Source organism: Micromonospora sp. NPDC005173, assembly GCF_040608515.1.
Taxonomy (GTDB): Bacteria; Actinomycetota; Actinomycetes; order Mycobacteriales; family Micromonosporaceae; genus Micromonospora.
Window position 1 is genome coordinate 12,538 of sequence record NZ_JBEXIK010000046.1, and the last position, 22,445, is coordinate 34,982.

The window sequence follows — 22,445 nt, forward strand, 5'->3', positions numbered from 1 at the left end:
AGAAATGGATGATCTTCGCCCGACGGTGGGGAAGCAAACCAAAGCTTTCGCCACGTGATGAACCAACCGTGAACGTGATCTTGCGGATGGCTGCACTTCCCGAACTACTTAGCCTTACTCATGATCCAGATACGCGCTGTACGAACCAGACCAGCCCCATAATGGACACGGCTCCAGAAACAGCGCCGGTCGCCCAGAGGCCGATTTTCGGCGTACGGCGCTGCAACACGATCAGCAGCGGGAAGACAACGGCGATAATCGCCAACTGGACGACCTCGATGCCGACGTTGAACACCAGCAGGGACCACAGCAGGGTCCACGACCACGCCTCGTCGATCCCGAGCGCGCCCGCGAAACCCAGGCCGTGCACGAGGCCGAAGCAGAACACCACACCCAGACGGATCCAGCCGGAGCGGTCCAGACTGAAGTGGCCGCGGCCCGCCGGATCGAGGTCGGTGGCGTGATCGCCGCGCCGCCAGATTCCCCACAGGTGCCAGCCGGCGACCACGGCGATCGACAGCGCGATGACCGGCTCCACGACCCTCGCCGGCACGTCGACCAGGCCGAGGGCGGCGAGCATGAACGTCACCGAGTGCGCCAGGGTGAAACTCGTGGCCGCGAGCACGATCTCCCGCAGGCGCCGCGACCCGGCGATGAGCGCCAGTAGGAACAGGATGTGGTCGATGCCCGACAGCAGATGCTCGGCGCCCAGCAGGAAGAACTCCCGGAACCGCTCGTAGGCGGCCTGACCGGTGGAGAAGGAGGGGTTGGCCGCGTCGAGGGCCGCGCTGCCCGAACGGCCGTCGATCTCGTACGTGACGATCGTCTTGGTGCCCTTGACGTAGCCTTCGCCGTCGGCGAAGAGCCCGCTGCGCACCTCGTGCTCGTCGGCCTGCTCCGGGCAGGTCCAGTCGAGCAGCAGATCGGCGTACGGCACGCCTTCGCGCTCGCCGATCGTCGCGTCGCCCACCTGCCCCGGCCGACAGGCCGCACCCTTCGAGGTCACCGAGAAGCGGTCGGTGACGTACCTGATGGTCGAGTCGGCATGGGTTTTGAGCGCGGCGGCCTGCCCTGCGGTGTCCTCCGCCTCGAACGCGGCGGTTCCCGCCTGAAAGAGCGGATCATCGTCGCCGGAATCAGCGGCGGACACGACGAGGAGGTCGTATTCGAGCTCCAATGTCGTGCGTATGTGACCCTCGTCTCCCGCTGCAATTTTGGCGTACACAGTCGACGAAAACCCGTGCGCTGACGCCGGCCCGGCGCTCAGAAAAGAGAGGACCGCCGCGGCGATCCCGACAACAGCGACGATAACGGTACGGCGGACGTGCCCTGACATGCGGCTCCCTCGGTTGGCCAGTGCACGTTGCATGGCACGGGTGAACACGAGCCCGCCCGCCGAAGAACCGCTGGAGAACAAAGCCCCGGAACGACCGCCTGCGGATTCTTGGCGACCGGAACTGGGATAGGAATACGAAGCAACACTTTCCGCCACCACTCGGAGGACGATCACTTTGCGCCCCCCGCTTCGGGCCGTTGCCATGCTGGCCGCGACCGCCGCGCTGATCACCGGATGCAGCTCCGGTGACGACTGGTCACAGCCGCACCCCAGGCCCGCCGCCATCGGCTCGCTCGGTCCGGGATTCATCGACCCCTCCACCAAGCCCGCTCCGGAGGGGACCGTCCGGCCGCAGCCCGGCTCATGGGCCGGCGTCCACCCGTCGAAGGACTACCGGGTCGTGCTGCTCACCGCCGGTGACGACCGCCCGACCAAGGCCCTCGTGACGGCAATTGAGGACTGGGCCGACGACGAACACGTCGACCTCAGAAAGATCGTCGTCGGCGACGCCCACGACTCCGTTTCCAGCATCGCCAAGGCCATGGAGATGGGCCCGGATCTCATCGTCAGCGCGGGGAACGACCTCATCGACCCCCTGGCGCTGGTCACCCCCAACCACCTGGACCAGCGGTTCCTCGTGGTGGGCGCGGAGCTGGCCGAGCCCACCCACAACGTCACGGCGGTCGACTGGTCCGGCGCGTCGTTCCGTGGTGAGGGGCTCGGCATGTCCTCGACGTACGACCCCGACTCGTTCACGACCGAGCGCTGCGCGGCCGCCATCCGGGCGGGGGTGGCGGCCGTGCTGAACGACCTGACCGGGATCGTGATCTGGGTCGACTAGCCCGTGTGATCGGGCTTGATCTCGTCGAGGCAGCTAGGCCGCCGAGCAGGTGGGGGTCATCCCTCCACCGTGGCACGACAGATGAGTCGGGCTGACCGGCTGGGCGCGCCTTGTCCGATCGGCGCTGCTCATCTCCGTCAACGTCGCGCTACGCTCCCCGCGCCAAATGATCGACTTCCACGGGGGACGCATGGACATTCGCGCATGGGCACGTCTCGGGGTCGTACCGTTGATCGGTGCCATGGGCCTGGTGGCCCCGGCGACGACCGCGGCCGTCGCCGCGCCCGCGCCCGCGGGGATCCGCGACCTGTACGTCAACAGCAAGAACTGCACGCCAGGCGGGTACGGCACCGTCGACGCACCGTTCTGCACCATCTCCGATGCGGCAGCGCTGGCAGAGCCCGGGCAAACGGTGTTGGTGCAGCCCGGCGACTACCCGGAGGCCGTGACCATCACCCGGTCGGGCGAGGTCGGCGCGCCGATCACCTTTCGGGCCGTCAACGGGCCCGGCGGGATTGTCGCGGTGGGAAACACCACCGTGGGTGCGGTCACCGGCGTGGTCTTCACCCTCGACAACGTGCACGACGTCGGGGTCGAGGGATTCCGTCTGCTGAGCACAGCCGACCAGTCGGCCCTCGTGGTGAACGGGTCGCAGCGAGTAACTCTCGACGGCGTCGTCGTCCAGGGCGTCCGCGCCACCTTCGGCGCGGTCCGGGTGACGGGCCAGTCGGGCGGTGTCACCGTCAGCCGGAGCTACCTGTCGAGCGCACCTGCGGGCTATCCGGGTCTGGCGATCGACGCCGGAGTCGTCGGCGCGGTGGTGACCGGCAATGAGTTCTCCCTCTCGGGCCTGCGAGTCACCGACGCGCCCGGCACCGTCGTCACCAACAACACCCTGCTCACGAACTGCGCCGTGGGGATCGAGGTGACTGCGGCCTCGACGGGTGTGTCGGTCCGGAACAACATCGTCCGCACCAACCCGTTCCGGCAGGCCTGCGCCACCCCGGCGAATGCGACGGCGATCTCCGTCTCGGCTGGTTCGGTGCCGGGGACGTTCGCGGATTACAACCTGATCGACCCGATCACCGGCGGCGCTCTGTACGCCTGGGGCGACGGCAGATATCAGGACCTGCCGGCGTTCCGCCAGGCCACTGGGCAGGGCGGACACGATCTCGCGGTGGACCCGATGATCGGTTCCTACAAGGGGTCACTCCGGCCCTGGCACACAATCGACCCGTCCTCGCCTGCGGTGGACTCCGGGGACGCCTCCGCTCGTGGCGTCACGGGCACCGACATGTTGGGCAACCCGCGCACCGACAACCCGGCGATCGCCAACACCGGCACCGGGGGCGGCTACCACGATCGGGGCGCGGTCGAGGCGCAGGGCGGTTCGGAAGGCCGGTCCACGATCCGGCGCAAGCCGGGCGGAAATCCCTTCGCGGTCACTGCTTCCGCGACTCCGCAGTATGCGTGGCCCGTCGGCGGCGAGGGCGGCTCGATCGCGTACCAGTTCGAGGGTGAGCAGCTCTGGCGGGTGACCTCCGCTCGTACGTTCGACCACACCTTCCGCCGGGCGGGTCAGGCCTGCGCCCACATCCGGATCAGCTTCACCGGCTTTCGACTCGCACCCGAGTTCTCTTCCTACCGCTGCACTCAGGTCGGTGCGCTCTACGAGACGGTTCACCCGACCCGGCTACTCGACACCCGCGAGGCGGTGGGCACGCCCACCACCACCCCGGTCCCGGCGAAGTCCGAGGTGGTGCTCGACATTCCCAGCATCAACGGGGTAGCGGCCGCGGACATCAGTGCGGTGGTGCTCAACGTGACAGTCACCCAACCCCGCACCGCCGGCTTCCTCACGGTCTACCCGGACGGCGCCCCGCTGTCCAGCTCGTCGAACCTCAACTTCGTGCCGAACGAGACGGTCCCTAACCTGGCCACCGTGCCGATGACCAACGGGAAGCTCCGCTTCGGCAACAGCAGCGGCGGCACGGTTCACGTGATCGCCGACCTCCAGGGCTTCTACGGCTCCTATGGCGCCGCCATGCAGCCGCTCACACCGACCCGGGCCCTGGACACCCGCGCCGGGGTCGGTACGCCGATGGCAGCCAACGGATACCTGCGCCTGGACCTCACCGGCAAGGTGCCGGCGGAGGCAAAGGCGGCGATCGTCAATGTGACCGTGACCGCGCCGACGACCAGCGGCGTGCTGACGCTCTACCCGGACACCTGGCCGACACCCATGGCATCCAACCTGAACTTCGTGGCCGGGCAGACCATCCCGAACCTGGTCATCGTGCCGCTGGTGGCCGGCAAGGCGATGATCCGCAATGCCAGCTCCGGCACCGTCCACGTGGTGGCTGACCTCGCCGGCTACTTTGCCGCGCCGTCGTACGGCGTCGCCGACCAGACGTACGTTCCGTACGGGCCAGACCGGATCGCGGACAGCCGCAGCTTCAGCGGCTGGGACCGTTCCTTCTACAACGAACCCTTCCACGCAGGGGAGAAGGCGACGGCCCGCGTCCGTTACTACGGGGCGTACTGCGAGGACGACTGCCCGACACCGAGCGCGGCGGTGGTGAACGTCACCGTCACCGATCCGACCACCGCCGGCGTTCTGGCCGTCTACCCGCCGGGAGGCACACCCACGACATCAAGCGTCAACTTTGTCGCGAGGGAGACGGCGTCCAACCTGGCCGTGGTCAAACTCGGTGCCGAGGGGCGGATGGCCGCGTACAACAACAGCAGCGGCTCCACCCATGTCATCGTCGACCAGTCGGGATATTTCATCGCGGCCCCCTGACGGTCGCTCAGGTGCACGGCGGCCGCGTCCCACTTCGGGGCGCGGCCGCCTCCTACCCCACCGACGGGCCCCGCGAGATGAAGACCGGCCGTGACCAGCCCTTTCGCTGGTCACGGCCGAGGTCGAGCACCCGAACGAGGACGTCCAGGTCGGCCCCCCACAGGGCCGACCTGGACGTCAGGATCAGACGAGGTCGTACCGGTCGAGGTTCATCACCTTCACCCACGCCGCGGCGAAGTCGCGAACGAACTTCTCCCGCGCGTCGTCGCTCGCGTAGACCTCGGCGAGCGCGCGCAGCTCGGAGTTCGAGCCGAAGACGAGGTCGGCGCGAGTGCCGGTCCACTTGACCTCGCCCGTGCCAAGGTCACGGCCCTCGAAGAGGTTCGCGTCCTCGGACGTCGCCTTCCACGTCGTGCCCAGGTCGAGCAGGTTGACGAAGAAGTCGTTGGTCAGCGACCCGGTGTTCTCCGTCAGGACGCCGAGCGGTGACTGCTTGACGGTGGCGCCCAGGACGCGGAGACCGCCGACGAGGACCGTCATCTCGGGCGCGCTCAGGGTCAGCAGGTTCGCCCGGTCGATCAGGAGGAACTCGGCCGGCAGCCGGTTGCCCTTGCCCAGGTAGTTGCGGAACCCGTCCGCGGTCGGCTCGAGCGCGGCGAAGGACTCGACGTCGGTCTGCTCCTGCGACGCGTCCGTACGTCCCGGCGTGAAGGGGACCTCGACAGTGTGGCCGGCGTTGCTGGCGGCCAGTTCGACGGCTGCGGACCCGCCGAGCACGATCAGATCGGCGAGCGAGACCAGCTTCCCTCCGGTCTGAGCAGCGTTGAACGCCTCCTGGATTCCCTCCAGGGTGCGCAGCACCGTCGCCAGCTCCTCGGGGTTGTTGACCTCCCAGCCGTTCTGCGGCTCGAGCCGGATACGGGCCCCGTTCGCGCCGCCACGCTTGTCGCCGCCACGGAACGTGGACGCCGATGCCCATGCGGCGGAGACCAGCTGGGGCACCGACAGCCCCGAGGCGAGGATCTGAGCCTTGAGGGTGGCGACATCCTCGGCGTCGACGAGCTCGTGCGTCACGGCGGGGATCGGGTCCTGCCACAGCAGCGTCTCGGTCGGGACCTCCGGGCCGAGGTAGCGCTCGATCGGCCCCATGTCGCGGTGCGTCAGCTTGAACCACGCCCGCGCGAAGGCGTCCGCGAACTCCTCCGGGTGCTCCAGGAAGCGCCGCGAGATCGGCTCGTAGATCGGGTCCACCCGGAGCGCGAGATCCGTCGTCAGCATCGTCGGGGCGTGGCTGCGCGACGGGTCGTGGGCGTCGGGGACGGTACCCGCGCCGGCACCACCCTTCGGCTTCCACTGGATCGCTCCGGCGGGGCTGGTCGTCTGCTCCCACTCGTAGCCGAACAGGATCTCGAAGAAGCTGTTGTCCCACGTCACGGGGGTGTTCGTCCACGCACCCTCGAGACCGCTGGTGATCGTGTCGCCGCCCCGGCCGGTGCCGAAGGTGTTCTTCCAGCCCAGCCCCTGCTCCTCCAGCGAGGCACCCTCGGGCTCGGCACCGACGTACTTGTTCGGGTCGGCCGCGCCGTGGGTCTTGCCGAACGTGTGCCCACCAGCGATCAGCGCGACGGTCTCCTCGTCGTTCATCGCCATGCGGTGGAACGTCTCGCGGATGTCCCTCGCGGAGGCGAGCGGGTCCCCGCTGCCGTGCGGGCCTTCCGGGTTCACGTAGATGAGGCCCATCTGGACCGCGGCCAGCGGGTTCTCAAGGTCCCGCTCACCGGTGTGGCGCTCGTCCCCGAGCCAGGTGGACTCGGGACCCCAGTAGACGTCCTCGTCCGGCTCCCAGACGTCCTCCCGACCGCCGGCGTAGCCGAAGGTCTGGAAGCCCATCGTCTCCAGGGCGACGTTTCCGGCGAGGACCATGAGGTCGGCCCACGAGAGGTTCTGGCCGTACTTCTTCTTGACCGGCCACAGCAGACGGCGGGCCTTGTCCAGGTTCGCGTTGTCCGGCCAGCTGTTGAGCGGCGCGAAGCGCTGCATGCCGGCGCCGGCGCCGCCGCGGCCGTCGCTGATCCGGTACGTGCCCGCGCTGTGCCACGCCATCCGGATGATGAACGGGCCGTAGTGGCCGTAGTCGGCCGGCCACCAGTCCTGCGAGGTCGTCAGGACCTCCGCGATGTCCTGCTTCACGGCGGCCAGGTCGAGGGTCTTGAACGCCGCGGCGTAGTTGAACTGCTCACCGAGAGGGTTCGCCACGGCCGGGTTCTTGGCGAGGATCCGCAGGTTCAGCCGGTTCGGCCACCACTCCCGGTTTCCCCCGCCCTGGGTCGGATGCGGGGCACGTGCGGCCGCCGAGACTGGACAGCCACCCTCGCTCTCCTCCGAGTTCATGTCTCCTACGACTGCATCATGGTGGTGCTCAGCCACGTGATTCCTTCCGGGATTGGGGTTCAGGGGTTCAGGAACTGTGTGCGGTGGAACAGCCGGGGCACAGGCCCCGGTAGACGACCTCGGCCTCGTCGATCAAGAAGCCCTGGTCGTCGGACGCGGTCAGGCACGGCGCCTGACCGACGGCGCAGTCGACGTCGGCGATGACGCCGCACGAGCGGCACACCACGTGGTGGTGGTTGTCCCCGACCCGCGACTCGTATCGCGCCACGAAACCGGCCGGCTGGATGCGTCGCACCAGCCCCGAGGCCGTCAGCACACGCAGTACGTCGTACACGGCCTGGTGGGACACCTCAGGGAGATCGCGGCGCACGACACCGATGATCGAGTCGGTGTCGGCGTGTGAATGGGCGTACACCGCGTTCAGCACCGCCACCCGAGGGCGGGTCACGCGCAGCGCTGCCTCGCGCAGCATCTGTTTGAAGTCCAAGGCCGTGGCCACGCTCGGCAGTCTGGCCCCCTTTCTGGAATCAGTCAAGATCGGCCACATAGCGCACTGGCGAAGCGCGGGTGACGAGCTCGGTCGGCAGGTGCGGCACGGGCACTGCCGGCGGTTCCGATTGCGGGAGCACCATGCCTAGAACTACTATGCATTGCAGATCTAGGTATAGGCGGTCCAACGTGCGTATCACCAAAGACCTCGTCGCGGCCTCGGCGACGCCGCTCGTGCTAGGAATCCTCGCCGAGGGCGAGAGCTACGGCTACGCGATCCTCAAGCAGGTCAACGACCTGTCGGGCGGGCAACTGGAGTGGACCGACGGCCTGCTCTACCCACTGCTGCACCGCCTGGAGCGGCTCGGGCACGTCGAGTCGGCCTGGGAGTCCCCGCCGGGGGGACGACGCCGCAAGTACTACCGCATCACCGACCAGGGCCGGGCCGAGCTGGCCGAGCAGCACCGCCAGTGGGCCGCGGTCGTCGACGCCCTGCGGGGCGTCTGGAGCACGACACAGTCCATCAAGCCGATCACGGCGCCGGCATGGGGGTCGGGACTATGACCATCGACAACGATCTGGAGGGCCAGATCGCCGAGTGGCGGGCCTACATCGACCGCCGCGGGGAGCTGCACCACACCGACGCCGACGAGCTGGAGGACCACCTTCGCAGCCGGATCACCGAGCTGACCGAGGCGGGCCTGCGACCCGACGAGTCGTTCCTCATCGCCGTCAAACGCATGGGCAGCCTCGATGAACTGTCGCGGGAGTTCGCTCGCGAGCACTCCGAGCGGCTATGGAAACAGCTCGTACTGCCCGGGGAGCCGGATGCGCCCACCGCCGCCCGTACCCGTCGCGAGCTGCCCGTCATGGTGCTCTGTGCGGCCGTCGCGGCGCTCGCGATCAAGGTGCCATCGCTGTTCGGGCTTGACCTGTCCGGGGACGATGGCAGCTTCTACGCGCGAAACATCAGCCTCTTCGCGCTGCCGGCGCTCGCGGCGTACTTCGCCTGGCAACGCCGGGTCGGTCTTCGCGTCATCGGGACACTGGCGTTGCTGTTCATTCTCGGCGCGGTCGCCGCGAACGCGTATCCGCTGGCCGATGACTCGCAGACCATGGTGCTCACGGCGATCCACCTGCCGATAGCCCTGTGGCTGGTGGTCGGCGTCGCCTACGTGGGCGGCGACTGGCGCTCCGACCGGCGACGGATGGACTTCATCCGGTTCACCGGGGAGTGGCTGATCTACTTCGTCCTCATTGGACTGGGGGGCGGCGTGCTCACCGCCTTCACGGTGGGCACCTTCCACGCCATCGGCCTGGACGCCGAGGGATTCATCCAGTCGTGGCTGCTGCCGTGCGGCGCCATGGCCGCCGTCATCGTGTCGGCGTGGCTGGTGGAGGCCAAGCAGAGCGTCATCGAGAACATGGCGCCGGTGCTGACCCGCGTCTTCACGCCGCTCTTCGCGGCCATCCTGCTGGCCTTCCTGGTCGCCATCATCTGGACCAACAACGGCATCGACGTCGAGCGCGACGCGCTCATCCTCTTCGACCTGCTGCTGGTCATCGTGCTGGGCATGCTGTTGTACGCCATCTCCGCCCGTGACCTCACGGCCCGACCCGGCCTCTTCGACCGCCTGCAGCTCGCGCTCATCGTCAGCGCGCTGGTCATTGACTTCCTGGTGCTTGTGGCGATCACGGGCCGGATCAGCGAATGGGGCTTCAGCCCGAACAAGACCGCCGCGCTGGGCGAAAACCTCATCCTGCTCACCAACCTCGCCTGGTCGGCATGGCTGTACCTCGGCTTCGTGCGTGGCCGGATGCCCTTCGCCCACCTGGAACGCTGGCAGACCCGTTACGTGATCGTGTACGCAGCGTGGGCCTGGGCAGTCGTCCTCGCCTTCCCACCCCTGTTCGGCTTCGCCTGAGCCCTCCCCCGACCGCCGGCTGGATCCGGCAGAAAAGACGGGCCTCCTCTGTCGCATCGACGTGGGAAACTTTTCTCGCGGGTAATCACGGCGCCTGTTCCACAGTGGGGGGACCACATGCGTACACCTTCGCGGGCTTATCGCCGGGTTGCGGCGATGGTCGTGGCAACGGCGCTCGGCTGCGGATTGACGGTGGGGCTGCCGGCCACTCCGGCCGCCGCAGCGGTGACCGCGCCGACCGATCTCAAGACTGCCAACCAGCCCTGTGCCACTGCCGTGCCGGGGCCATATCTGAGCCCGATCAGGCTCAACGACGCCAATGCCGTGGTGCTGAAGGGCACTTTCAGCCGGACGGGCGACAGCACCGGGTTGCAGGCCGACTTCCAGGTATGGGACGTCGCCGACCCGGAGCACCCGCAGCAGTGGCTCAGTGGCATCGGCGAGCAGAGCGACGAGGTCTACGTCCAGCTCGAAGACGAGTCGAAGCAGCTCGACGGCGTGACGTACGCCTGGCGGGTGCGCGTGCTCGACGGTGCGGACGCCTCGCCGTGGAGCAGCACCTGCCACTTCACCGTCGACCGCCGCGGCGGCCCGGCACCGACCGTCACCTCCACCGAATATCCCCCCGGCAGTTGGGACGACGCCCACGGCGCGATCGGGGTCCCCGGTGACTTCACGTTGACCTCGGCCAGCGACGACACCGTCAGCTACCGCTACCGGTTCTACTCCGCCGAGTTGAGCGACGATTCCACCGAGTCCACGGTCGACGCCGAAGGGCTCGGCGGTCCGGCGACCATCCGTTGGACGCCCCGGGCAGCCGGCCACCACTCGGTCACCGCCTACGCCGTCGACCGGGCCGGAAACAGTTCCGAGGCCCTCTACCAGGAGTTCTACGTCAAGGAGACGCGCCCGTCGATCTTCTCGGCCGCGTACCCGGACTGGGGCACCAACCTGGACTACAACGTCGGCGTGTCCGGCGCGTTCGAGCTGAGCGCGACGGTCCCGGACGCGGCGACGTTCGTCTGGCGGATCGACGAGAACGGGCCCTCGGGTACGGTTCCGGCGGATGCCGCCGGGAGAGCGACGGCGATGATCGCCCCGACACGCGCCGGCCGGCAGACCCTCTACGTGCACAGCGTCACCGGTGATGGCACCGCGCACGCCCCCCGCGCCTACGAGTTCCTCGTCGACAACGGCCCGAGGGTCACCGGCGACACGAACCGGGGTGTGACGATCGGTTCCTCGCTCACGTTCCATCTCGCGCCCCGGGTACCGCAGGTCGAGGCGTACCTCTACTGGCCGGAGTACTCCGGCCTGGAGGAGTGGCCGATCGAGAAGATCACCGTGCCGGCTCGCGCCGACGGCACCGCCGACCTCACCTGGACGGCCACCGAGACCAGCGTCACCGGCCTGCACATCCAGAGCCGAAGTGCGGACGGCACCCTGTCCGAGCCGCGCTGGAACTATGTCTCGGTCGACGGCGCGTCGCCGACGGTGACGCGCACCGGCGGCACCGACCTGGGGACGCCGGCCACCTTCACGGCCCGCACCCGCATGGAGAACGTCGTCGAGTACGTGGCGACGCTGAACCGCGACGACGCCACGAAGCAGGTCGTCAGGCCGGCCGCCGACGGCAGCGTCACCTTCGGGTACACGCCGACGAAGAGCGGCTACAACTACGTTGTCGTCGTCGCTCGCAACGCCGCTGGCGTGCAGACCGAGGAGGGCGGCACGTACTGGACGGTGTCGGACGCGCCGCGGGTCACCTCGACCGACTTTCCGGCAACCGGCAGCGGCCGGCTCGCGACGGGCACCTTCATCTTCACGCCGCGCCTTCCCGGCACGACCACGTACGAGTACTCGATCAATTTCGGGCAGTACGTCACCGTGGCCGCCAAGCCCGACGGCACCGCGACGCTGACCTGGACGCCACCGGAGGCCGGCACGTACTACCTGACCGTTCGCAGCCTCACGGCCGGCGGCACCCGCTCCATGAACACGCAGTACAGCTTCACCGTCGAGCCCGGCGTGGCCACGGTCAGCTCGGTGGCTCCAACCACCGTGCCCCCGGGCGGCCTCCGGACGATCACCCTCCACGGCACCGGGCTGCATCCGCGTGACGAGGTCCAGGTGACCCCCGCCACGGGACAACCGCTGACCGCGACGGTCAAGACGGTCTCGGCGGACGGCACGACGATGACCGCCGAGGTGAACCTCGCCTCCGCGCCGGCCGGCAATGCCAGCCTGACCCTGCGCCCGTATGGAGCGGGCCAGCCGGTGGTCCTGGCCAACGCCTTCACGATCAACCCGCCCCTGGCGATGCGCACGGTCAACCCGCCGACGATCACCGGAACCCTGGAGGTCGGGGGCACCGTCACCGCGAACCCGGGCCAATGGACCCCCACGGCGACCGCCTACGTGTACCAGTGGTCGGCGAACGGCATCGCGATCACCGGCGCGACCGGCGCAACGATCAAGATCCCCGTGGCGCTGTACGGAAAGCGGCTTACCGTTGCGGTGACCGCCAGCCGAGACGGATACGCTCCCGCCACGGCCACCTCGGCCGCCACGGCGGCGGTCACCAGGGGCCAGCGACCCCCTCGCCGGCCGATAGTGCCGCCGGACACGCAATGGCCAGACACGCGCCGACCGACACCATGATCATCACCGGTTGACGCTCCCACCAGTGTCGTCCGAGGTGCTCGATGTCGCCGATGTCGCGGTGTCCCAGCGCGGGGATGCCCCGATATCGGTGATCTGGAGTTGACCATCACCAGCGGTGCCGCGTCGCTGCCGCGACCGGGCCGTACGTCGAGCGCCTAGCGCAGCCGCAAGCCCGCGATGACGAGCCCGACCATGAGGCGCGCGTCGTAATCAGGGCTGTCGGCGCCGATGCAGAGATTGCCGATGCCGTGCATCAGGACGAGGGCGTCCAGGTCGGGGATGATCTCGCCCGCCGTGGCAGCGGCGTCGAGCAGCTCGGCGCAGACGGGGACGAGACGGTCGAGAAAGTAGGCGTGCAGCGTCTGGAAGGCGGCATCGTCGGACCGCATCGCCTCAGCCAGGCCGTGCTTGGTGACCAGGAAATCGACGAAGAGGTGGATCCAGCTCGCCAGGGCGGCGTGCGGGGTGGCGCTCTCCGCCAGCAGCACCGGCCCGGCCTCGGCGCACGCCTCGACCTGGTGCCGGTACACCGCGACGATGAGATCGGCCCGCGTCGGGAAGTGGCGGTAGATCGTGCCGACCCCGACGCCGGCCCTGGCGGCGATGTCCCGCACGGGCGCATCGACTCCGGAGCTGACGAACGCCGCGGCGGCCGCCTCCAGTAGCGCCGCCTCGTTGCGCCGCGAATCAGCCCGCTGCTTCCGCGCGCCACCCGATCCGCTGCCCGTACCGGCCACCGTTACCCCCGTCACATCCCTTGTTAAGCGGAACCATGTTCCGTATGTTTTAGCGGAACGTGGTTCCGCATTGGCAGCATGCCAGAACGGCAGGCCCAATGCCAAGTCAGAAGGAACGCTCATGCACGCAATGCCAGAGCCCACGCCGGTCGTCTCGGTCCACCCCATCACGCTGCCGACCCCGGATCGCGGCGACGATCAGTACGTACGGATCTCCGCACCCACCACCGGCCACGAACTGCCCGTCATCGTCTTCTCGCACGGCTTCGGCGGTTCGGCCGCCAACTACGGTCCGCTGGTCGACTTCTGGGCCTCCCACGGCTTCGTCGTCATCCAGTCCACCCACCTCGACTCACGGAGACTGAACCTTCCGCCCGACGACCCCCGCACGCCGCTGATCTGGCGAATCCGGGTGGACGACCTGAAGCGCACCCTCGACCAACTCGACCTGCTGGAGTCGTCCGTCCCCGGCCTTGTCGGACGCCTCGACCACACCCGCATCGCCGTGGCCGGCCACTCCTGGGGCGCCCAGACGGCGAGCACCCTGCTGGGGGCGCGCGTCCTCGACGCCGACGGCAACCCCGGAGAGGACATGTCCGACCCACGGATCAAGGCAGGCGTCCTGCTGGCCGTGACCGGCCGGGGCGGAGCCGATCTTGCCCCGTTCGCGGCCGAGCACTTTCCCTTCATGAGCCGGAGCTTCGTCGACATGACCACCCCGGCCCTCGTCGTCGCGGGCGACCGGGACGACTCCCCGTTGTCGGTCCGCGGGCCGGACTGGTTCAGCGACGCGTATCACCTGAGCCCGGGCAGCAAGAGCCTGCTCACCCTGTTCGGAGCGGAGCACTCACTCGGCGGCGTCTCCGACTACGAAGCCAGAGAGACGACGGACGAGAGCCCCGAAAGGGTTGCTCTGATCCAGCGGCTCACGTGGGCCTACCTTCGGGACGCCCTCGGCGTCAAGGACTCCACCTGGCCGGCACCGGTCGTGAGCACCCTGGGCCGTCTCGAATCCAGGTAGAGACGAGCGGGCTCGGGAGGGATACCGCCACGGTGCTCGCGCTCGGCGCAGTGCTGCTTGGGGAGGGAAAGGTGACCTCTTCGTCACCTGTCGGGCGAATCGGAAGCCTGGTTCTCTGACGGACAGCCAGTCACGTCCGCCAGAGAATGCGAGTCCCCATGTCGATCCTCCGCCGAACCACAGCCATCGCCGCCGCGGCCGTCGCCGCTGCCACCGTCTCGCTGGTCAACGCGTCGCCCGCCCTGGCCAGCACCCCGGCCAGCTGCTCCAGCGTCCGCCAGATCGGTACGACGCGGGTGCTGACGGTCGGCGGCATGGAGGCGGCCTCGGTCAAGCAGTACTACGGCTGCGGCTACAACTACGCCTACATCTACGTGTGGGAGCAGTACCGCAACACCCACACCAACTGGGACCTCTACGTCCACGTGATCGACCACTCGAACAGCGGCTCGGACTACGGGGTGGGCCAGCTCAACAACGCCACCCGCGCGGAGTTGTGGGGCGCGCCGGCCAACACGGCCGCGCACTGCACGCACGTCACCGGCTACCTCAACTCCACGGGCGGCTCGACCAGCAAGGTCTGCTGACGTCCCAACCCGCCAGCTCCGGCAGGCGGCGAGCGCGCCGTCCAGGGAGCTGACGCCCGCAGAAGAATGAGGGGCGGCCCCGGCTGGGCCTCGCCCGACCATCGCCGTGCAGTCCATGCCCAGATCAGGGCATGGGCCGCCGCCGTCGGGGACGCACGGCCTCGGGAGCCCGACGACCGCGTTGCCGGCCTCGGTACCATTCAACGACGATGGTCCACAGTAAGCAGCCGGTGACGCACCCGGAGTCCGCACTCGGGGTCGACGGTTGCACCGACGCCGTCGAGGTCGGTCGGGGCGGTTTCGGCCTCGTCTACCGGGCCTGGCAACCGGCCTTCTCGCGCTGGGTCGCGGTCAAGGTGCTCGCCGTCGACTGGCATGGCCCGTCCCGCGCCCGCTGCGAACGGGAACTGCGTGTGCTCGGCCGGCTCTCCGACCACCCGCACATCGTCACCCTGCACCAGGCGGGCCGTACCGCGTCGCGGGGCCACGACCTGGCGAACGTCAACGTGCTCCTCAACGAGCCGCATCGACTGTGGTCGGCCGTGGTGATCCACGCCGACGACGCCCAGTGGCGGCTCTCGATCGACAAGGCCGGCACCGTCGAGACGGCGCTGTTCCCCAAACTGGCCAGCCTGCGGATCTGAGGCCCTTCACCGAAGAAGGCCCGCCTCGGCGGGCCTTCTTCGGTCCACTGTTCCCGCCAGAGGTGATCGTGGTCGCGGTGCGCTGGTATCTGCGGTTCAGCCCGTCGTATCGGAATGTTGAGGAGTTGCTGGTCGAACGCGGCGTGGAGGTGGATCACGAACCGTGTTCCGCTGGTGCAGCGGCTCACCCCGCTGCTGGCCGGCACCGCCCGGTTCCACAGGCACTCCCGGGTGACAGGTGGTTCGTCGGTGAGACGTACGTCAAGGTCAACCGGGTGTAGCGGTACGTGTACCGGGCGGTCGACCAGTACGGGCAGGTCATTGACGTGCTGGTCGCGGCCTGCGGTGATGCTGACGCGGTCCGGCGGTTCTTCCGGCGGGCGCCGTCGATGGTGAAGGTGCCCTCCAGCGAGGTTGTCACCGACGCAGCGCTGGTCTTCCCCTGGGTGAGCTGGTCCCGCTGGCTCTTCTTTCATGATCAACGTTGCGTCGCGAACACCACGATGTTGTCCTTGTACGATTTCGCTGCTTTGTCGTAGTCGCCACCACAGGTAATCACGCGGAGCTGCGCCTTGCCGGTGTGACCGTAGACCAGGTTCAGCGGGAGCTTTTTCTTCGGGTAGCGGGCCACCCCGTCGACGGTAAAGCGGGCCTTCTTGCCGTCTTTGCGGAGCACCTCGATGGTGTCCCCCGGTTTCAGCGCGCCCAGGCGGAAGAAGACAGCCCGACCCGTGGCGCGTGAGTCGACGTGGCCCACCACCACCGCGGTCCCCACCTCGCCGGGACTTGGTCCCAGCTGGTACCACCCGGCCGCATTGGGCTGATTCAGCGGTGGGACCGCGATCTGCTGGTTCCGGTCCAGCCCGAGCGGAACCGTCGGCGCGTCAACGCCGATCCGCGGGATCTTGATACGGGTCGGCTGCGATCGCGGCATCCCGGCCAATGTCGGTGAGGGAGACGGGCGGGTCGCGGTCGACCCGAGAGCGCCTTCGATGCGGCCGGGAGCACTGCGCGCCTCGCCGTGGGTCGCCCCGGAGGCCGGCGACGCGTTGGCTCCGCTCGGCGTCGGCTGTGGTGTGGTGGGTTCGTCCGTCAACGGTGACGGCAGAGACTGCGGTGCGGCGGCGGGGTCGGGCTGCGGCGGTCCGACCGGATCAGGAGCCGTGGCCGCGAACGCGATCACTCCTGCTCCGCTAAGCGTGACAAGGGTGACCAGGACGAGGCCAGCGGCGCGCCACGGGAGACCGTGGCGGCCGCTGGCGCTCCTGGCCGCTCTAGGCGACAGTGCCATTGGTGGACCGCCGACGCAGCAGTGCGATGCCACCGAGCACGCCCACGCCCATCATGCCGGCACCGGTCGCCGTCAGAACACCGGTGTTGGTGTCGGAGAGCGCGCCGCCGTCACCGGCCGCGACGCCGGCCGTCTTCGGCAACACCCAGGCTCCGTCCGGACCCGCGTACGCGCCGCCAGCCGTGGTGGCAGGCTGGCCCACCGGCGAACCAGCCTCGCCAAGACCGGCCTCGACCATCCTGAGGAGGTCGCCGAGCAGATCGGTCTCCACGTCCACCTCCACGTCGATGTCGCGGATGCAGACGACGAGGGTGTGCTGAGTTTTGTTGTCGTTCGTCGCCGCCTGCGCTGCAGACATGGACACGTTGAAGGTGACGACGCTGTCCGTGATGGTGTTGTCCTTGATGATCTGGGAGATGTTCTGCTCGTTGATCTGCTTGTTGGTCGCGCAGGTAACCCCGTTACCGTTCTTGTCGCGCAGGTTGAACGTCTTGGGCTTGTCGTCTGACTTCTTCTTCGACTCCTCCCCCTGCTTCGAGGCCGCGGGCTCCTTGGGTTCTCCGTCGGTCGCGGCGAGCGCGGTGGCGGGTGCCGCGAGCAGCAGCGCGGCGCTGCCCAGCACCACCCCGCCGGCGAGCTTGGTCAAAAATTTCATCGACATACTCCTCAATCCCTTCTGGTTGGCTCGGGACGACGAGCCATGACGAACGTTAGGCCGATAAACGTGAAACGAGAGGAGTTTCCGGGTTTCGTAACATGTAGTACGTGAGAGGCCATAAGTAGTTAATTCATGTTCGCTGGGGCGTAAGGACCGTTCTGTCCGCCGACCTTTGGTAGCAGCCAGGTGCTGCCGGGTGGCGCTGCCACCCGTACCGGCTCGCGGTGGCACCTGTGCACCGCCGGCGGGGGAGCCGCCGGCCTGCTGATCGCGGCGGCCGAGGAACGCTTCCGCGCCCTGGGCGCTGCCCGGGTCGGCATCACTTTGGTGGCTACACCAGTCGTACCGTGGGGCGGTGGTCGTGGAAGCCCAGCAGCTCGCGCACGCGTGGCAGCGGCCAGGCGAGTTGCTCGGCGCGTGCTGGAAGGGTCAAGCCGTGGCAGCTGGCAAGGTCGAATGCCTGCTGTAGCAGGATCGGCTGTTCACCGGGAAATCCTGCGATGGGCTGCGGGGTGAGCACCCGGTCGCGTCGTAGGGCATGCAGCTGTTGACACGCCCGGGTCGCGGTCGAGTCGGAGAAGAGGCCAACCTCGCGGCAACGATAGAGCAGGCTGTCGGCCGATATCCCCCAGGCGTCCTGCAAGCCCGTCAGGATTTTGAAGTTGAGCCGGTGCGGCAGGTGCGGCAGCGCGGGGGGTCAGGAACTCAGCGGCGAACGTGTCCGCTTCGCGTTCTTGTGCCGTGTCACCGGGCAGCGTGTCACCGTGCAGCACGAGATGACCCAGCTCGTGGGCGGCGGTGAACGATGACGGTACACATCGTCGGCGGGGTCTCTGCTGATCACCACAATCGGGCGTGGTAGACGTGAGGTGGAGAGGGCGTCGACGGTGGCAACCTCGCCGTCGGCTAGTGGGGCGAGGGCGACGACGATGCCGTGTGCCTCCATGGTGCGCACCAGGTGCGGATGGGGCCGGTTCCAAGCCCCAATGGGACCGCAGAGCGCGGGCTGCCGCGCCGGGGTCGCCCGCCGAGGAGCTCGGCGACGAGCGGAGCCAGCTCGGGTCGAGACCGGGAGCCGGCCTCGTACTGCCCGACAGTGGCCGGCGTGACACCGACGGCCTCCGCGATTTCCTTCTTGTCTTGCCTGCAAGATGACGCGCCTGGGTCAGCCGAGCCCGATCGATCGCTCGCGCCACTGCCCCCGGCATTTACCGACGAGGCCACCCGTGCTGCGTCATCGCGGACGAGGGCGAGACGGATCTGCTCAGACCTGGTCATCGTGGGTCAGCGGAGTGGCCGACGGCTGTTCGCTAGACGGGCGTCCCTGCTGACCTTCTCAGCCGGCGAGAGGGCTGAGGATGGGATGTCGCAGCGGCGCCTCGTCGAAGCAACGCGCCCCGACGCGGCCGGACTCGTTGGCCCGGGGCAGACCGGTGACCGGGAGCGACCGACCGTGCGTCGCGTCGCGTCGCGCGCTGCAGGCAGGGACAACAGTTCGACGTGCTTCCACTGCAGGCTGCCGTCCGCGGGCAGGGACGCTGTTGCCGCAATCGGGTAACAACGACTGCGTCGTTCACCGCTAGCCGGATCGATCCTGCACGGTGAGCATGAGAAGTATGACCAGGACGAGGCCAGCGGCACGCCACGGGAAACCGTGCCGGCCGCTGGCGCTTCTGACCGCCTCAGGTGACGGTGCCGTTGGCGGACCGCCGACGACGCAGCGGTGCGATGCCACCGGGCACGCCCACACCGATCATGTCGGCACCGGTCGCCGTCAGAGCATCGGTGTTGGTGTCGGAGAGCGCGCCACCGTTACCCACCGCGACGTCGCCCGTCCTCGGGAACCCAGGCTCCGTCCGGACCCGCGTATGCGTCGCCAATCGCGGGGTCGTTGCCGGAATGCTGGCCTACTGGGCGAGCCGGCCCCGCCGATACCGGCACGCTGGAGCGACTCGGGCAACTCCTACTCCTCCACGTCCACGTCCACGTCGATGTCCCCGATGCAGACGACGATGTTGTGCTGAGTTTCGTTCTCGTTTGTCGCCTCGACCGTGGCGGACTGCTCGACGTCGACGTCGACGTCGCTGTCCTTGATGGTGTTGTCGCTGATGATCTGGGCGATGTCCACCTTGTTGGTCTGCTCGCTGTTCGCGCAGACAACCTCGTTGCGGTCCGAGGCCTGTCCGTAGGCCTGTCCGTAGGGCGCGGCGAGCGCGGCGACAGGCGTACCGAGCAGCAGGGCGGCACTGCCCAGCGCCACTCCGCCGGCGAGCTTGATCAGAAACTTCTTCGACATGTCCCTCACTCCTTCTGGTCGTCCCAGGCGGACGAGCCACGATGAACATAAGAAGGATTCATGTCCGGTCGGAGCGCTTTCCAGGTTTCTGAGGCAAACATGCCTCCGGCTGCTATACGTAACTGTTTCACGTTTCCGGGCGATAAGCCTGGTTCAGGTCTTGCCTGCGGCGACTCACGCGGCTCGTACGGTACGGCTGCACCCGCGTCCTCGCCTTCGCCTCGCTGTCCAGCACCGCCTTCGCGGTCGGACTTGCCTGGGCGCCGAACGCCCACGCCATCGCCGCTCTGTGGATACTGACCGGTCTGGCGTGGGCGGCCGTTATGCCAATCCAGCAGGCCGCCATCGCCGAAGCCTCCGGCGCCAACATCGGCCGCGGCATGGGCATCTACGAGTCGGCCAGCCTGATCGGTGCGCTCCTGGGCACGGCGGTCGCCGGAGCCGTCTACGACCGAGCCAACTGGGTCGGAGTGACCGGTGGGATGATCAACTTGGGCGGGCATGGAGTTTCACCTGCCCTGTGCTGGTCAGTTGTCGATGCTGCCGCTGCGGCCCTTTCGGCGGTTGACGCCGACGGCCCGCCCACTTCTCAGCGCAGAGTGTGTCAGCTAAGAACCTGAGTCCCGATGGTGTTCAGCAAAGCGAACTGGTCGGCTGTGGCGGTCCCTGCTGGTGGAGAGCAGATGGCGATGCGCAGGTCGTTGCCGGGGATGGTGAGGGTGTCGCAGTCGACGGTGACGGGGCCGATGTCGGGGTGGTGGACGGTTTTGCTGTCGGTGGTGTGGAAGCCGACCGTGTGGGAGCCCCAGAGGTCGTCGAAGCGGTCGCTGGCGCCGCGCAGACTGCTGATCAGTGCCGTGAGCTGGGTGTCCTTGGGGTAGCGGGCAGCGGAGGAGCGCAGGTCGGAGACGAGGGCGGTCTCGAAGCATGACTCTCTCGCCCTGTCGGCCCGGATTATCGCGTTGTACGGCAAGCTGGCCGATGGTGACGTGATGGGTCTGCTGGAGTCCCTCGATCGCGACATCGAGTGGGTCGTGCCGGACGGGCTGCACTTCGGTGGTACCTACCGCGGGCGGGAAGCGGTGCTGGCGAACGTGTTCGCCCGCTTCAACAGCGAGTGGGACGGCTTCACCATCGAACCCGACGAGGTCTTCGAGGCCGGCGACGTGGTGATCGCCCTGGGCCACTATCGGGCTGCCAACAAGGCAGCCGGCCGTCCGATGACGGCGCGATTCGCTCATGTCTGGCGGCTCCGCGACGGGCAGCCGGTGCGCTTCGAGACCATCCCGGACACCCACGCCATGGTGCGGACCATGGGCGTCGAGCAATCGTGACGTCCTGCAGTGCAGAGGTGACGTCAGTAGTTCGCGGCGTAGCCGAGCGCCCGAACGCCTCGTCGATGGTGCGACTTGCACCGCGTCTTGCAGTAACCAGTCAATAACCGAGGTAGTGGGGGGCGACTGTCCCTGGAGGCAGTCGACCCGCCCGCTTCGGTAGGCCGAACGATCGTTCCACCGTCGTTCGCGCCCCTATCGATCCGGCGCAGGCGACTGCTCACAGTGTCGCGTCAGCGGTGGTGAGTGAGACGCCCGGCAGGCGCATGACGAAGGTCAGCTCGACCCAAATTCTTCTTCGACGTCGCGGCCTGTTCGTCTCAGCAGCGGTCGGCGGGATCGGTATGGCCTGCCAGACGTGGGTCGGCGGCAGGTCCATCCGGGAGTCCACTCGGTCGCCGCTCGGCCCGCTACCGCCCTACGGGCAGCGCGTCGTTCTCGACCTGCTCACCATCTTTGCCTCGACGACCAAGGTGTTGTGAGCTACGGACGGCTTGAGAACGCGAGGGGCGAAGCGCCGTCGCCTCGGAGCGTGCTCGCACGTCCCGTTGGGGGCTGCCAGAGACGATGGGCGAGCGCCGAGAACGCGGCGGGGGCCTTTGGAGGCTCCTCGTAGCATCGTCCGAAGGGCGGCAGGGCACCGGTGCGGCGTAGAGCGCAGTGGGCGGTGGTCCGAGCCGTACGTCACCTACGAGGACTGGACTGTTCACGAGTGCCTTGAGCTTCACGCTGATGAACGGGCTTCTGTCCAGGGTGACCCTCGATGTGCACGTGCCGCGATCCCTGACGCGGGTCGATCACCGTGCGTCGGGTAGGCGCCGGTCAGCCGGCGTGGCAACCGCCGTCGACGGTGACGTTCAGCGGGTCTTCTTCGTCGCCCGTTTGCGGGGCGGCGTCAACAGCTCAGCGATCGCGGCGATCGCGGACGGCACCAGCCGGTAGTACGCCCAGACGCCGCGCTTGTCGCGCTCGAGCAGGCCGGCCTCGGTGAGGATCCGAAGGTGATGACTCACGGTCGGCTGGGAGAGCCCGAGCGGCGCGGTGAGGTCACTCACGGACGCCTCGCCCTCGGGAGACGACTGGATCAGGCTGAGCAGTCGTAGCCGGGCCGGGTCGGCGAATGCCTTTAGCACTCCCGCGAGCCGCTCGGCGTCGGCACGCTTGATCGGTTCGCCAGCAAGAGGCGAGATGGCAGGCATCGTCGTTTCCGCAGTTCCCACGTCATGCATCGTTGCAGCAACACCCCCGCTAGGCCGGTGTAACGAGGCCTTGATCACGGTGAGGTGTGAGGGACCGGTGGCTCCCACGGCCGCTCGAAGCCTGATTTTGGCGGGCACGAAATAGCCCCCGACCTTGCCGTTTTGGCTGGTCGGGGGCTTCCCCTTGCTCTGTGCGCCCGAAGGGACTCGAACCCCTAACCTTCTGATC

23 protein-coding genes and 2 pseudogenes are annotated in these 22,445 nt (G+C 68.3%); 12 read left to right on the top strand and 13 right to left on the bottom strand.

The genetic code is table 11. The annotated features are described in order from the left end of the window. Window positions 1–118 precede the first annotated feature (118 nt). Window positions 119–1,336, bottom strand: coding sequence for a HupE/UreJ family protein (locus ABZV00_RS31205; protein WP_355612854.1), 1,218 nt, complete (start codon window positions 1,334–1,336; stop codon window positions 119–121). A gap of 175 nt (window positions 1,337–1,511) precedes the next feature. On the opposite strand from ABZV00_RS31205, the gene ABZV00_RS31210 reads away from it, so the two are divergent. Beyond that, window positions 1,512–2,177, top strand: coding sequence for a hypothetical protein (locus ABZV00_RS31210; RefSeq protein ID WP_355612857.1), 666 nt, complete (start codon window positions 1,512–1,514; stop codon window positions 2,175–2,177). A 190-nt stretch (window positions 2,178–2,367) separates the two neighbouring features. Continuing rightward, window positions 2,368–4,980: a right-handed parallel beta-helix repeat-containing protein gene (locus tag ABZV00_RS31215; RefSeq protein ID WP_355612859.1), complete on the top strand. Its 2,613-nt coding sequence runs from the start codon at window positions 2,368–2,370 to the stop codon at window positions 4,978–4,980. Between the two features lie 183 nt (window positions 4,981–5,163). Here the strand turns inward: ABZV00_RS31215 and katG are convergent, their stop codons facing one another. Further along, window positions 5,164–7,371, bottom strand: coding sequence for a catalase/peroxidase HPI (gene katG, locus ABZV00_RS31220; protein ID WP_355612862.1), 2,208 nt, complete (start codon window positions 7,369–7,371; stop codon window positions 5,164–5,166). A 67-nt stretch (window positions 7,372–7,438) separates the two neighbouring features. Next, window positions 7,439–7,843, bottom strand: a complete 405-nt coding sequence (locus ABZV00_RS31225; protein ID WP_328426152.1) for a Fur family transcriptional regulator — start codon at window positions 7,841–7,843, stop codon at window positions 7,439–7,441. 206 nt (window positions 7,844–8,049) lie between these two features. On the opposite strand from ABZV00_RS31225, the gene ABZV00_RS31230 reads away from it, so the two are divergent. From ABZV00_RS31230 to ABZV00_RS31240, 3 genes are all read left to right on the top strand, one after another. Then, entirely contained in the window at window positions 8,050–8,424 is a 375-nt protein-coding gene (locus ABZV00_RS31230) for a PadR family transcriptional regulator (protein ID WP_328421480.1), read from the top strand. After that, the gene (locus ABZV00_RS31235) at window positions 8,421–9,785 is read left to right on the top strand and encodes a permease prefix domain 1-containing protein (RefSeq protein ID WP_355612866.1); all 1,365 of its coding nucleotides are present in this window, start codon (window positions 8,421–8,423) and stop codon (window positions 9,783–9,785) included. The genes ABZV00_RS31230 and ABZV00_RS31235 overlap by 4 nt, the downstream gene beginning before the upstream one ends. A 156-nt stretch (window positions 9,786–9,941) precedes the next feature. After that, entirely contained in the window at window positions 9,942–12,446 is a 2,505-nt protein-coding gene (locus tag ABZV00_RS31240) for a hypothetical protein (protein ID WP_355612869.1), read from the top strand. Between the two features lie 158 nt (window positions 12,447–12,604). On the opposite strand, the gene ABZV00_RS31245 is transcribed toward ABZV00_RS31240, so the two are convergent. Beyond that, window positions 12,605–13,309, bottom strand: a complete 705-nt coding sequence (locus ABZV00_RS31245; RefSeq protein WP_355612872.1) for a TetR/AcrR family transcriptional regulator — start codon at window positions 13,307–13,309, stop codon at window positions 12,605–12,607. Here ABZV00_RS31245 and ABZV00_RS31250 point away from each other — a divergent pair. The 4 genes and pseudogenes from ABZV00_RS31250 to ABZV00_RS31265 form a co-directional block, all read left to right on the top strand. Continuing rightward, window positions 13,308–14,207: a chlorophyllase gene (locus tag ABZV00_RS31250; RefSeq protein ID WP_355612875.1), complete on the top strand. Its 900-nt coding sequence runs from the start codon at window positions 13,308–13,310 to the stop codon at window positions 14,205–14,207. The two genes, ABZV00_RS31245 and ABZV00_RS31250, sit on opposite strands and share 2 nt — an antisense overlap. 158 nt (window positions 14,208–14,365) lie before the next feature. After that, window positions 14,366–14,794 (top strand): hypothetical protein, encoded by a 429-nt coding sequence (locus tag ABZV00_RS31255; RefSeq protein ID WP_355612878.1) that lies wholly within the window; start codon window positions 14,366–14,368, stop codon window positions 14,792–14,794. 209 nt (window positions 14,795–15,003) lie between these two features. Next, window positions 15,004–15,438, top strand: coding sequence for a hypothetical protein (locus tag ABZV00_RS31260; protein WP_355612881.1), 435 nt, complete (start codon window positions 15,004–15,006; stop codon window positions 15,436–15,438). Window positions 15,439–15,485: 47 nt separating this feature from the next. Beyond that, a pseudogene (locus tag ABZV00_RS31265) lies at window positions 15,486–15,887 on the top strand (DDE-type integrase/transposase/recombinase); the annotation flags it as partial. Between the two features lie 29 nt (window positions 15,888–15,916). Here ABZV00_RS31265 and ABZV00_RS31270 read toward each other — a convergent pair. The 7 genes and pseudogenes from ABZV00_RS31270 to ABZV00_RS31300 form a co-directional block, all read right to left on the bottom strand. Further along, the gene (locus ABZV00_RS31270) at window positions 15,917–16,729 is read right to left on the bottom strand and encodes a class F sortase (RefSeq protein ID WP_355612884.1); all 813 of its coding nucleotides are present in this window, start codon (window positions 16,727–16,729) and stop codon (window positions 15,917–15,919) included. Continuing rightward, window positions 16,713–17,384: a hypothetical protein gene (locus ABZV00_RS31275; protein WP_355612887.1), complete on the bottom strand. Its 672-nt coding sequence runs from the start codon at window positions 17,382–17,384 to the stop codon at window positions 16,713–16,715. Before ABZV00_RS31275 ends, ABZV00_RS31270 begins: the two co-directional genes overlap by 17 nt. A 334-nt stretch (window positions 17,385–17,718) precedes the next feature. Then, window positions 17,719–18,030, bottom strand: coding sequence for a hypothetical protein (locus ABZV00_RS31280; protein WP_355612949.1), 312 nt, complete (start codon window positions 18,028–18,030; stop codon window positions 17,719–17,721). A gap of 61 nt (window positions 18,031–18,091) precedes the next feature. Beyond that, window positions 18,092–18,160, bottom strand: a pseudogene (locus ABZV00_RS31285) (hypothetical protein); the annotation flags it as partial. Window positions 18,161–18,293: 133 nt separating this feature from the next. After that, the gene (locus tag ABZV00_RS31290) at window positions 18,294–18,665 is read right to left on the bottom strand and encodes a helix-turn-helix transcriptional regulator (protein ID WP_355612890.1); all 372 of its coding nucleotides are present in this window, start codon (window positions 18,663–18,665) and stop codon (window positions 18,294–18,296) included. A 404-nt stretch (window positions 18,666–19,069) separates the two neighbouring features. Further along, entirely contained in the window at window positions 19,070–19,207 is a 138-nt protein-coding gene (locus tag ABZV00_RS31295; protein WP_328421500.1) for a hypothetical protein, read from the bottom strand. A gap of 143 nt (window positions 19,208–19,350) precedes the next feature. Next, window positions 19,351–19,683: a hypothetical protein gene (locus ABZV00_RS31300; RefSeq protein WP_355612893.1), complete on the bottom strand. Its 333-nt coding sequence runs from the start codon at window positions 19,681–19,683 to the stop codon at window positions 19,351–19,353. A 164-nt stretch (window positions 19,684–19,847) separates the two neighbouring features. Here ABZV00_RS31300 and ABZV00_RS31305 point away from each other — a divergent pair, with 164 nt between their 5' ends. Next, entirely contained in the window at window positions 19,848–20,303 is a 456-nt protein-coding gene (locus tag ABZV00_RS31305; protein WP_355612944.1) for an MFS transporter, read from the top strand. On the opposite strand, the gene ABZV00_RS31310 is transcribed toward ABZV00_RS31305, so the two are convergent. Further along, entirely contained in the window at window positions 20,288–20,656 is a 369-nt protein-coding gene (locus ABZV00_RS31310; RefSeq protein WP_355612896.1) for a hypothetical protein, read from the bottom strand. The two genes, ABZV00_RS31305 and ABZV00_RS31310, sit on opposite strands and share 16 nt — an antisense overlap. Here ABZV00_RS31310 and ABZV00_RS31315 point away from each other — a divergent pair. Continuing rightward, on the top strand, window positions 20,646–21,017 hold the full coding sequence (locus ABZV00_RS31315; RefSeq protein WP_355612899.1) for a nuclear transport factor 2 family protein: 372 nt from the start codon (window positions 20,646–20,648) through the stop codon (window positions 21,015–21,017). The genes ABZV00_RS31310 and ABZV00_RS31315 overlap by 11 nt on opposite strands. A gap of 242 nt (window positions 21,018–21,259) precedes the next feature. Continuing rightward, the gene (locus ABZV00_RS31320) at window positions 21,260–21,499 is read left to right on the top strand and encodes a hypothetical protein (protein WP_355612902.1); all 240 of its coding nucleotides are present in this window, start codon (window positions 21,260–21,262) and stop codon (window positions 21,497–21,499) included. Window positions 21,500–21,874: 375 nt separating this feature from the next. Here ABZV00_RS31320 and ABZV00_RS31325 read toward each other — a convergent pair whose 3' ends face one another. After that, a complete protein-coding gene (locus tag ABZV00_RS31325; protein WP_355612905.1) occupies window positions 21,875–22,246 on the bottom strand; it encodes a metalloregulator ArsR/SmtB family transcription factor in 372 nt (123 codons plus the stop codon). Window positions 22,247–22,445 lie beyond the last annotated feature (199 nt).